This is a genomic window from Streptomyces sp. NBC_01445, assembly GCF_035918235.1.
Taxonomy (GTDB): Bacteria; Actinomycetota; Actinomycetes; order Streptomycetales; family Streptomycetaceae; genus Streptomyces.
This window is the reverse complement of record NZ_CP109485.1, coordinates 995519-1006968: the sequence shown is the minus strand read 5'-3', so window position 1 is coordinate 1006968 and position 11450 is coordinate 995519. Positions and strand designations below refer to the sequence as shown.

8 protein-coding genes are annotated in these 11450 nt (G+C 69.5%); 2 read left to right on the top strand and 6 right to left on the bottom strand.

Translation table 11 applies throughout. From position 1 onward, the window contains the following. Positions 1 to 133: 133 nt before the first annotated feature. Positions 134 to 406: a DUF5133 domain-containing protein gene (locus tag OG574_RS04920; RefSeq protein ID WP_100593842.1), complete on the bottom strand. Its 273-nt coding sequence runs from the start codon at positions 404 to 406 to the stop codon at positions 134 to 136. Positions 407 to 711: 305 nt separating this feature from the next. Here OG574_RS04920 and OG574_RS04915 point away from each other — a divergent pair, with 305 nt between their 5' ends. Next, positions 712 to 1290, top strand: a complete 579-nt coding sequence (locus tag OG574_RS04915) for a pep a2 (RefSeq protein WP_326772035.1) — start codon at positions 712 to 714, stop codon at positions 1288 to 1290. 173 nt (positions 1291 to 1463) lie between these two features. After that, positions 1464 to 3593 (top strand): glycogen debranching protein GlgX, encoded by a 2130-nt coding sequence (gene glgX / locus OG574_RS04910; RefSeq protein ID WP_326772034.1) that lies wholly within the window; start codon positions 1464 to 1466, stop codon positions 3591 to 3593. Between the two features lie 55 nt (positions 3594 to 3648). On the opposite strand, the gene OG574_RS04905 is transcribed toward glgX, so the two are convergent. The 5 genes from OG574_RS04905 to OG574_RS04885 form a co-directional block, all read right to left on the bottom strand. After that, positions 3649 to 6663, bottom strand: coding sequence for an alpha-mannosidase (locus OG574_RS04905; protein ID WP_326772033.1), 3015 nt, complete (start codon positions 6661 to 6663; stop codon positions 3649 to 3651). Between the two features lie 118 nt (positions 6664 to 6781). Then, on the bottom strand, positions 6782 to 8053 hold the full coding sequence (locus tag OG574_RS04900) for a glycoside hydrolase 5 family protein (RefSeq protein ID WP_326772032.1): 1272 nt from the start codon (positions 8051 to 8053) through the stop codon (positions 6782 to 6784). 61 nt (positions 8054 to 8114) lie between these two features. Further along, positions 8115 to 9035, bottom strand: a complete 921-nt coding sequence (locus OG574_RS04895) for a carbohydrate ABC transporter permease (protein ID WP_326772031.1) — start codon at positions 9033 to 9035, stop codon at positions 8115 to 8117. Then, entirely contained in the window at positions 9032 to 10003 is a 972-nt protein-coding gene (locus OG574_RS04890; protein WP_326772030.1) for a carbohydrate ABC transporter permease, read from the bottom strand. The genes OG574_RS04895 and OG574_RS04890 overlap by 4 nt, the downstream gene beginning before the upstream one ends. Before the next feature lie 18 nt (positions 10004 to 10021). Further along, positions 10022 to 11314, bottom strand: coding sequence for an ABC transporter substrate-binding protein (locus OG574_RS04885; RefSeq protein WP_326772029.1), 1293 nt, complete (start codon positions 11312 to 11314; stop codon positions 10022 to 10024). Between the last annotated feature and the right edge of the window lie 136 nt (positions 11315 to 11450).

The following is an 11450-nucleotide window of genomic DNA, read 5'->3' as shown; positions in this document are numbered from 1 at the left end:
CACAGCAGGGTGTCATCGACGGGCTGCGTCCCTCCGGCGACACGCTACGGGAGCCGACCGGGCTCGGCCTGTCGGGAAATGCCCCGGTTCAGGCGTGTCGGCCGGCGTCCCGCTTCTGCCGGAGGGTCCGGCGTCACGGCCCGCTGAGGGCGGCGACGGCGACCGCGGGCGCCGCGAGCGGCGGGGCGGCCATGGGCGGATGCTCCACGCTGGGACGGAGATAGTGCTCGGCCGCGTCGGCGGCCTCGCGCCCGCAGCGCTTTCCCATCAGCACGCACAACGTGTAGGCCGTGTCCTCGAAGTGGGCCCGCACCTGGCGGTCGGCGGGGGCCGCCAGCCGCAGGCGTTCCCATGCGCGGTACTGCGCCAGATGACTGGCGACTTCGGTCTTGGTAGGCAGCAACATGTCGCTGTTCACTTCCCACTCTTCGATGCGCACGGTGCACCGGGTCGGTGCGCTGCGGCCGTGCACGGAGAGGTACCGAACCATTACGCCGATCGGTACCCCGTTCCATGGTGCATTTGGCGGCACTTCCCGTCCTGTTGGAGCTTCAACGACGCCGGGAGCGGCTCCTCGTGTTGCACGAATGGAGTAGCGCTCTCATGCTGAGGCTGACTCAGGAGCGATCAGTGCTCACGCTACGTGTTCGGGGTATGGCCCGTAGGGGGCGAGCAACGAGCGGGAGCTTCGCCGGTGAGGAGCCGAAGACGATGAATACAGCAGTGCCCTGCTACTACCACCTCGACGTCGAGGTCAGCTCGGAGCGTGTAGGGCAGGTCAGGCGCATCCTGGCCGCCCACCTCCGGTACTGGAAGCTGGACATGCTCGTCGACCCCGTCTGCCGCGGCGTCGAGGTGTTGCTTCACACGATCGACGAGCACGCCACGGACAAGAACACCGCCGTTGAGATGTGGTGGAACGGCCAGCATTTGATCACCGCGGTGTCCGACCACGAGCGTGACCTGCCGGGCCCGCACTACGCCCCGAAGGAGGGATGCCTCGCGGAGATTGCCGCGCTGAGCGACGGCTGGGGCGGCTGCGCCACCGCCACGGGAAAGATCATCTGGTTCTCGCGCCGTGCCCGTCTCGGAGAGCGCGCCCCGCTGCTCCCGGTCGGACCCCCGCCGCGCATCAGCGAAGCGCTCGAGATGCCGCGCGAGGTGCCTGTCCCGGCGTTCGCGGGGTCAGCGGTCGCGGATCCGCTCGTGGCCGCCGCCCCGGCGGCCCGTGCGCGCGGGCCCGAACTGTCCGTCCCACGCAGGGTGGTACGCCCGACGCCGGTGATGTGACATCAGCACCGCGCTCCGTCCGGAGCGTGTCGCACCGGGCCGCGGTCTGCTTCGGCAGCCGCGGCCCGGCGGCGTGCCAGGACAGCGGCACACGAGGGGCCGGGCGCGCGGCAGACGGGGTGCGGGCGGCGCGGTGACGACACCGACTCCAAGATCATCCGTACGGTGGCCGGATGCTCACCTGGACCGGACGCCCCTATCCCCTCGGCGCGGCATTCGACGGCGACGGAACGAACTTCGCCCTGTTCACGGAGGTCGCCGAGCGCGTCGACCTCGTCCTCCTCCACGACGACGGCACCCACGACACGGTCACCATGACCGAGGTCGACGGCTTCGTATGGCACTGCTATCTGCCCGCCGTCGGCCCCGGCCAGCGCTACGGTTACCGCGTGCACGGCCCGTGGGACCCGGCGGCGGGCCATCGCTGCAACCCCGCGAAGCTGCTCCTCGACCCGTACGCCACGGCCATCGACGGACAGATGGACAACGACCCGTCACTCTTCGAGCGGACGGCCGGCGGACCGACCCCGGCCGACAGCGCGTCGCACACCCTCGTCGCCGTGGTGACCGACAGCGCCTTCGACTGGGGCAACGACCGCCCGCCCCTGCGCCCGTACGCCGACACCGTCATCTACGAGGCCCACGTACGCGGCCTGACCCGCACCCACCCCAAGGTCCCGGCGAAACTGCGCGGCACCTACGCGGGCCTCGCGCACCCGGCGGTCATCGAGCACCTGACCTCGCTGGGCGTGACCGCGGTGGAGCTGATGCCGGTGCACCAGTTCGCGCAGGACGGCTTCCTGCGTGACCAGGGCCTGTCGAACTACTGGGGCTACAGCACGATCGGCTTCTTCGCCCCGCACAACGCGTATGCCGCCCGGGGCAGCCGCGGCGGGCAGGTCTCCGAGTTCAAGTCGATGGTGAAGGCGCTGCACGCGGCCGGCCTCGAAGTGATCCTCGACGTCGTCTACAACCACACGGCGGAAGGCAACGAGAACGGCCCGACGCTCTCCTTCCGCGGCATCGACAACGCGTCCTACTACCGGCTCGTCGACGGAGACCCTGCGCACTACTACGACACCACCGGCACCGGGAACAGCCTGCTGATGCGGCACCCCAGCGTGCTCCAGCTCATCATGGACTCCCTGCGGTACTGGGTCACCGAGATGCACGTCGACGGCTTCCGGTTCGACCTCGCGGCGACGTTGGCCCGGCAGTTCCACGAGGTGGACCGGCTCTCCGCGTTCTTCGACCTGATCCAGCAGGACCCGGTGATCGGCCGCGTCAAGCTCATCGCCGAGCCGTGGGACGTCGGCGAGGGCGGCTACCAGGTCGGCAAGTTCCCGCCCCAGTGGTCGGAGTGGAACGGCAAGTACCGCGACTCCGTAAGGGACTTCTGGCGCTCCGGCGAGAACACCCTCGCCGAGTTCGCCTCCCGGCTCACCGGCTCCTCCGACCTCTACCAGCACGACAGCCGCCGCCCGCGCGCCAGCGTCAACTTCGTCACCGCCCACGACGGATTCACGCTGCGCGACCTGGTCTCGTACAACGGCAAGCGCAACGAGGCCAACGGCGAGAACAACCGGGACGGCGAGAGCACCAACCGGTCGTGGAACTGCGGTGCCGAGGGGCCCACCGACGACGAAGGCGTGCTCGAACTGCGTGGCCGGCAGCAGCGCAATCTCCTCGCCACGCTGCTGCTCTCCCAGGGCATCCCCATGCTCGCCCACGGCGACGAACTGGGCCGCACCCAGCAGGGCAACAACAACGCCTTCTGCCAGGACAACGAGATCTCCTGGATCGACTGGCGCCTGAACGACGACCAGCGCGAACTGATGGAGTTCACCCGGCGCACCATCGCCCTGCGCGCCGCCCACCCGGTGCTGCGCCGCCGCCGCTTCTTCCGCGGCGACACGCACACCCACGAGGGTCAGCCCCTGCCCGACCTCGTGTGGCTGCGCCCGGACGCGCGCGAGATGACGGACGACGACTGGCAGCGCGGCGACGCCCACTCGGTCGCCGTGTTCCTCAACGGCGACGCCATCGCCGAGCCCACTCCGTACGGGCGGCCGGTGGTCGACGACTCTTTCCTGCTGCTCCTCAACAGCTACTGGAAGCCGGTCCGCTTCCGCCTCCCGGACGCCACCTACGGCGAGCGGTGGACCACCCGGATCGACACCACCGACCCGCGAGGTGTCGCGGACGAGATGGAACACAAGCCGGGCACCGATGTGCTGGTCGAGGCCCGCAGCCTGATCCTGCTGTCCCGGGAGGCCGGGACGGCACCCGGCGCGGAGGACTGAACGCGCCGTCCGGTGGGCCGGTTCCGTCACCGGCCCACCGGACGACAACGCCGGCTCAGGCCCGCTTCAGACGCAGCGTCACCAGCTCGAAGGGGCGCAGCGACAGTGTGATCCGGTCGCCGTCGCGCTCCGGGGCCGCCGCGTCGGCGAGCGGACGCTCCAGGAGGTCCGTCGCCGCCGCGGCCGCGACCTCGAAGCCCGCCGTGAGCGTGGCGCGCACCCGGCCGCCGCGGGACTCGTGGAAGCGGACCACCACGTCGCCGCTGCCGTCGTCGGCCAGCTTGACCGCCGTCACGACGACCGCGTCCTGGTCGACGTCCACCAGCGGAGCGACCTCGCCGGATCCGGTCACGTGCCGCTCCGGCAGGTTGATCCGGTAGCCCTCGCGGACCGCGTCCCCGATCGCCGCGCCCGGCACCAGCGCATGCCGGAAGCGGTGCACACCCTGGTCGGTCTCGGGGTCGGGGAAGCGCGGCGCGCGCAGCAGCGAGACACGGACGGTGGTCGTCGTGCCCGAGTCGCTGTCCCGCACGGTCCGCGTCACGTCATGGCCGTACGTCGAGTCGTTGACGAGCGAGACGCCCCAGCCGGGCTCCTCGACGTGCACGAACCGGTGGTTGCACGCCTCGAACTTGGCCGCCTCCCAGCTGGTGTTGGTGTGCGTGGGCCGGAAGAAGTGCCCGAACTGCGTCTCGGACGCGTACCGCTCGGCGTGGATGTCCAGCGGGAACGCCAGCTTCAGGAACTTCTCCGTCTCGTGCCAGTCGACCTCCGTGTCGATGCCGAGCCGCCGCTCACCCGCCGTCAGCGAGACGACCTGCGTGACACGCGAGTCTCCGAAGCTGCGCACGATGCGCACCGACGCGCCCTCACCGGGGGCCACCTCGTCGGCGTCCACGAGATCCGTCACGGTATTGCGGTAGAACTCGTCGACGTCCCACGCGTCCCACATGTTCGGGAAGTCCGGGTGGATCTGTAGCAGGTTCGCGGCCCGGCCCGGCGCCACGGTCTCGCGACCCGCGACGAGGTCGTACGCGGACACGACCAGGCCCCGGTCGTCGATCTCCACCCTCAACAGCCCGTTGTCCAGGACGAACCCGCCCGCCGCGCGCGAAGCGATCGCGGCCTCGCCCTCGATGACCGGGTTACGGGCGCCGCCCGCGGGCACGCCGTCGCGGGTGTGCGGCGCCGAGTTGAAGACGAGCGTCCCCGAGCCCTCACCGGCCAGGGCGCGTTGGGCCGCGCCGATGATGCCGTTCAGCTCCTCCGCGACCCGCTCGTATGTCCTGCGCGCCTCGCGGTGCACCCAGGCGATCGACGAGCCGGGCAGGATGTCGTGGAACTGGTGCAGCAGCACCGTCTTCCAGATCCGGTCCAACTCCTCGTACGGGTAAGGGAATCCGGCCCGCACCGCAGCGGTCGCGGCCCACAGCTCGGCCTCGCGCAGCAGGTGCTCGCTGCGCCGGTTGCCCTGCTTCGTCCTGGCCTGGGAGGTCAGCGTGGCGCGGTGGAGTTCGAGGTAGAGCTCGCCGACCCACACGGGCGGGTTCGGGTACTCCGCCTCGGCCTTCTTGAAGAACTCCTCCGGTGTCTCCCACACCACCGTCGCGGACCCTTCGAGGTCACGGAGACGGGCCGCCTTCGCGACCATCTCGCGCGTCGTGCCGCCGCCCCCGTCACCCCAGCCGGTCGGCGCGAGCGAGTGCCGGGCGACCCCCTTGTCCTTGAAGTTCTTCGCTGCGTGGGCGATCTCACTGCCCTTCATGGAGCAGTTGTACGTGTCCACGGGCGGGAAGTGCGTGAAGATCCGGGTGCCGTCGATGCCCTCCCACTGGAACGTGTGGTGGGGGAACTTGTTGGTCTGCGACCACGAAATCTTCTGCGTGAGCAGCCACTTGGAGCCCGCGGCCTTGATGATCTGCGGAAGGCCCGCGGCGAACCCGAACGTGTCGGGCAGCCACGCCTCGTCGTTCTCGATCCCGAACTCGTCGAGGAAGAACCGCTTGCCGTGCACGAACTGACGGGCCATCGCCTCCGAGCCCGGCATGTTGGTGTCCGACTCCACCCACATGCCGCCCGCCGGCACGAATCGCCCGTCGGCGACCGCCTTCTTCACCCGCGCCCACACCTCGGGCCGGTGCTCCTTGACCCACGCCCACTGCTGGGCCTGCGACATGGCGAAGACGAAGTCGGGCTCGTCCTCCAGGAGCGCCGTCATGTTGGACGTCGTCCGCGCCACCTTGCGCACCGTCTCGCGCAGCGGCCACAGCCACGCCGAGTCGATGTGCGCGTGGCCGACGGCGCTGATGCGGTGTGCCGACGGTACGGCGGGCGTGGCCAGGACGCCCGTCAGCCGCTCGCGGGCGGCGGCCGCCGTGCCGTTCACGTCCTGGAGATCGACCGCGTCCAGGGCGCGCTCCACGGCGCGCAGGATGTCGTAGCGCCGCGCGGACTCCACCGGCAGCTCGGCCATCAGCTCCCCGAGCACTTCGAGATCCATGACGAGCTGCCAAACGGTCTCGTCGAGGACCGCGAGATCCATCCGCGCCAGCGTGTACTGCGGCTCGCTGCCCGCGGTCTCCTTGTCGCCCAACTGCGTCGGCAGGAAGGGGTGGTAGTCGAGGATGACCGGGTTGGACGCCGCCTCGATGTGCAGGCGGACCTCCTCGCCGCCCTCCACCGGGGCGCCGACGCGCACCCACTGGTTGCGTGGGTTGAGGCCCTTCACCGGAGTACCGTCCGGGCGGTAGACCAGGCCCTCGCACTGGAAGCCGGGCATGTTCTCGTCGAAGCCGAGGTCGAGGATCGCCTCGACGGTCCGGCCCGCCCAGGCCTCGGGCACGGTCCCGGTGACGCGGAACCAGCAGGTGGCCCACGGAGCGCCCCAGCGCGCGCCCACCGCGATCGGCTCGGGCGTCGCCGCGAGCCCTTCTTCGACCGGCACCGGCTCGCCCGGCGCGTTCCACACCGCGATCTCCAGCGGCACGGACTCGGGGTACACGGCGGGTCGGATGCGCTCGTCGAGGACGCGCTTGAGACGGGCTTCGACCAGGGTGCGGTCGTCATGCATGAGGGGTACTCCGTAAGGTCCGAGGTGCGGGTGATCACCAGGCGGGGCGGGCGGGACGCTGTACAACTCCCCGACGCGGCGCACCTCGAATCGTGCGGTCCGCATCGGGTTCGACCGGTTACGGAGCCGTGCCGACGGTCCGTGTGACGTGGTCCGGTGTGACCACTTCGGTGATGCCGCGCGCCATCAGATGTTCCTTGTCGTCGGCGCGGCCGGCGAGGACCGTGGTGGGCCGGGCCCCGTCGGCCGTGAGCCGGACGAACGCCTCGAAGACGGCGCCGCCGGGGGCACACACCGAGCGGTTCGGGGCGGCCTCGTCGTCACCGGCGTCGACGACGAGCGCGGTGGTGCGTGGCGCGGGTGCACAGGGACGGGCGCGCCGGTCCGCGACGATGCGGGCGAGGGCCTTCGCCGCGGGTTTCGGCTGCCGCTCGCTCGTCAACAACCCGAGGCTGTACTCGAGTTCGGGGAAGTCGGCGAGATCACGGCTGACGTCGTGCGAGCACCACCACGTCACGCCCCACAGGTCCGGGCAGTCGAGCGTGTTCTCGACGGTGGCCTCGGTGAAGTGCGCCGCGTGCTCGGCCGGGACGAGCGGCGCGGGCGCGCCGACCTCCTGCAGCCAGACGGGCCGGTGCGGATCGCCGGCCCAGGCCTTGGACAGCTCGACGAGGTACGCGGCATGGTGCTCGGTGGCCGTCCCGGTGCGGCCGTGGCGCTGCGCCGTACCGTTGAACACCCACGAATGCACCGCGGTGAGCGCGCCGAGCCGTGCGGAGTGCGCGGGCGTGAACGGCTGGTCGTCCTGGTACCAGGCGGCGTCGTACGAGGCGTGCAGATGGGTCCGCCCCGGCGCGCCCTCCTCGCACGCGGCGAGCACACGGCGCAGCCAACTCCCCGCCTGCTCCGGTGTGATGCGGTCCGGGTCGGGGTGCGGGCCCGCCGCGAACTGGTTGACCTCGTTGCCGATCGTCATGCCGATGAAGTTGGGCCGGTCGGCGAGCGCCCCCGCGAGCGTGCGCAGATACGCCTCCTGGCCCTCGACCACATCAGGGTCCGTGAAGAGGTTCCGCCTGTGCCACGTCTGCGTCCACGCGGGCAGGAAGTCGAAGCTCGACAGGTGGCCCTGCAGACCGTCCACGTTCACGTCGAGCCCGCGTTCGGCCGCCGCGTCGGCGAGCTGGACGAGCTGCTCGACGGCGCGCGGACGGATCAGGGTGCGGTTGGGCTGGAAGTAGGGCCACAGCGGGAACACCCGGATGTGGTCGAGACCCAGCGCGGCGATCGAGTCGAGATCGGCGCGCACGGCGTCCAGGTCGAAGTCGAGCCAGTGGTGGAACCAGCCCTGGCTGGGTGTGTAGTTGACGCCGAAGCGCACGGCAGAAGTCATGCGGAGTCCTGGTTCTGTGGTACGTGGGGGCCTCGGTGACGAGATGTCCGCGGTACGGGCGTCAGCCCTTGACGGCTCCCTCGCCGACCCCGCGGAAGAAGTACCGCTGGAGGCAGGCGAAGAGGATGATCAGCGGCGCGACGGCGATGATCGTTCCGGCCGCGACGATCCGCTCGTCGTTGGCGAAGGTGCCGTGCAGATAGTTCAGGCCGATGGTGAGGGTGAACTTCGCCGGGTCGCTGAGCACGATCAGAGGCCACAGGAAGTCGTCCCAGGCGCCCATGAACGCAAAGATCGCGACGACCGCGAGCGTCCCCTTCACGGACGGCAGCGCGATCCGCAGGAAGCGCTGCCAGGCGTTCGCCCCGTCGACGTAGGCCGCCTCCTCGATCTCGTACGGCAGATTGAGGAACGCGTTGCGCATCAGCAGGACGTTCATGGCGGCGATGCAGCCCGGCAGGACCACGCCGACGAGGGTGTTGTTGAGGCCGAGTTCGCGCATCGTAGTGAACTGCGCGATCACGATGCTCTCGACGGGCACCAGCATCGCGAGGATGAACACGAGGGTGGCGATCTTCCGGCCGCGGTAGCGCAGCCGGGCGAGCGCGTAGCCCGCGAGAGCGGAGCCGACGCAGTTGGTGACCACGTTGGCGGTGGCGACCTTCAGGGAGTTGAACGCGTAGTCCCAGACGGGGATGGTGTCGGCGACGCGCTCGTAGTTGTGGAGAGTGGGATCGCCGGGCAGGAACTTCGGCGGGGAGCTGAAGATGTCCTCGTGCGTTCCCTTGAGGGAGGTGGACAGCTGCCAGAGGAAGGGCCCGACGGTGATCGCGAGCACGGCGAGCAGCAGCGCGTAGCGCAGTACGAGCTCCCAGACGCGGATGCGCCGGCCGTTCTCGTCGGTGACGCCCGGCGCGCGCCGGCGCCGAACGGGCCCCGGATCCGGAGCTGTTGTGGCGCGGACGTCCTCGGTGACGCTCACGCGTCCTCCTTCCGGTCGGCGCGGAGCACGAGCAGCATCAGCGCGACGGTGACGACGAAGACGACGACGGAGATCGCCGAGGCGTAGCCGACGCGGCCGGTCAGGCCCGTGCCGGTGCGCTGCACGAGCATCACGAGCGTGGTGTCCTCGCCCGCGGGGCCACCGTTCGGCCCCGCCATCAGATAGACCTCGGAGAACACCTTGAAGGCGGCGACCGAGGAGAGCGCGGCGACCAGGACCATGGTGGAGCGCACGGCGGGCACGGTGACGGTGAAGAAGCGGCGCACCGCTCCCGCACCGTCCACCGAGGCGGCCTCGTGCAGCTCGCGCGGCACGTTGGCCAGCGCCGCCAGATAAATGATCATGTAGTAGCCGAGGCCCTTCCAGACCGTGACGGCCATGGCGCTCAGCAGGAGCAGCCACTGGTCGCTGAGAAAGCCGACCTTGCCGATCCCCACGGCTTCGAGAACTGAGTTCACCAGGCCGCGCTCGTCCAGCATCCACACCCAGATCAGGCCGACCACGACGATGGACGCGACCACCGGCGTGTAGAAGGCCGACCGGAAGAAGGTGATGCCCGGGATGTTCTTCTGGACGAGGAGGGCGAGCAGCAGCGGAAGGAGTACGAGGGCGGGGACGACCCCGACCATGTACAGGACGCTGTTGCGCAGCCCCGTCCAGAACATGTCGTCGTGCAGCAGCTCCCGGAAGTTGGCCAGGCCCACGAACTCACCGGGGATCAGGGTCCGCCGGTCGGTGAAGGAGTTGACCACGGTGGAGACGAACGGATACAGGATGAAGACGGCGACGACCAGCAGCCCGGGAGCGGCGAACAGCCAGGGGCTGGTGGGCAGATGGCGTCGGACGCGGGAGACCGGCCGCTCGCCCGAGGGCTTCGCGGGTGACGTCACCTCTGCGTTCGCCGGGGTCTTGGCGGCGGTCTTCACGGTCGGAAGGGGACTCGTCATGATGTACGGCTCCGGGGCTCAGCCCTGCTGCTGGAGCAGCCGGTCGCAGGCCTTGACAGCGTTGTCAAGTGCGGTCTTGGGGCTCTCCTTGCCCTGGAGGGCCTTGGCCACGGAGTTCCGCAGCTCGGTCTTCATCTGCTCGCTGAACAGGACCGGCGTGTAGTTGACCGCGGACTTCAGCGAGTCCGCCGCGGCGATCCGCACCCGCGTCTCGTCCGAGCCGTCCTGCTTCGTGAAGTACGGGTCGTCCAGGGAGCCCGCGGTGCTCGGGAAGATGGCGACCTTCTTGGCGAACTCCATCTGGTGCTGCGCGTCGGTGACGTAGTGCGCGAACGCCACGGCCGCGGGCTTCTGCTTGGAGCGCGAGTTCACCATCACACCCATCACGTACATGTTCACCTTGCCGGTGCTGGTGATCTGGTCCGTGATCCCGATGTTCTTGTAGAGGCTGGGCGCGTCCTTCTTGAACTTCGACAGGTCGAGCGCGCTGCCCGGGTTCATCGCCACGGCCCCGGTCAGGAACTTCTTGCCGGTCGACTCGGGCGTCGCGGTCAGCGCCTGCGGGTCGAGCGCCTTCGCGTCGTACAACTCCTTGTACTTCGTGAGGAGTTCGACACCCTTGGCGTCGTTGAACGCGAAGCCGGTGCCCTCCTTGTTCATGAGCGGAGCGCCGTAGCGGCCGAAGTCCTCGATGGTGGGGACGTTGGCGAGCGTGGCCACCTTGCCCTTGCTCTTCTTCGCGAGCTGGAGTGCGTCGTCGAAGAGCGCGTCGTACGTCTTCGGGGGCTGCGACGCGTCGAGTCCGGCCTTCTTGAACAGGCTCTTGTTGTAGAACAGCGGCCCGGTGTTGAGGTACCAGGGGAAGGCGTACGTGCCGTCCATGCCCGGTATCTGGTGGCTCGCCCAGGCCCCCGGCAGGTACTCCTTCTTGTACTTCGACGCCGCCTTGTCGAGGTCGAGCGCGAGGCCGGCCTTGGCGAGCGGGGCGACGAGGTCGGGGGAGACGTTGACGACGTCGGGCAGCGTGCCTCCGGCGGCATCCGCGCTGATCTTGTCGGCGTAACCCTCGCCCGGCTGGTCGATCCACTTCACGTGCGTGCCGGGGTACTTCTTCTCGAAGTCCTTGACCAGGCCGTCGAAGTACGGCTTGAAGTTGGCCCTGAGGTTCCACGTCTGGAACGTGATGCTGCCTTCGATCTTGCCCGAGGCGTCCGTCGAGCCGCTGTCGTCACCCCCGGAACCGCACGCGCTCAGCGGCAGGACGACAGCGATGGCGGCGGCAGCGGCTAGTGCTCTGCGAGAGATGGGCACGGTGACACGGCTCCTTTGCGGCGGCGTCGAATGTTGCCGTGCAGACCCTGCATTGCGATCACGGAAAAAGTCAATGCATTCTCTGGAACTGCCAGGAGTCGCCTGGAAGGACACCAGGTCAGAGCAGTGGAGTAGA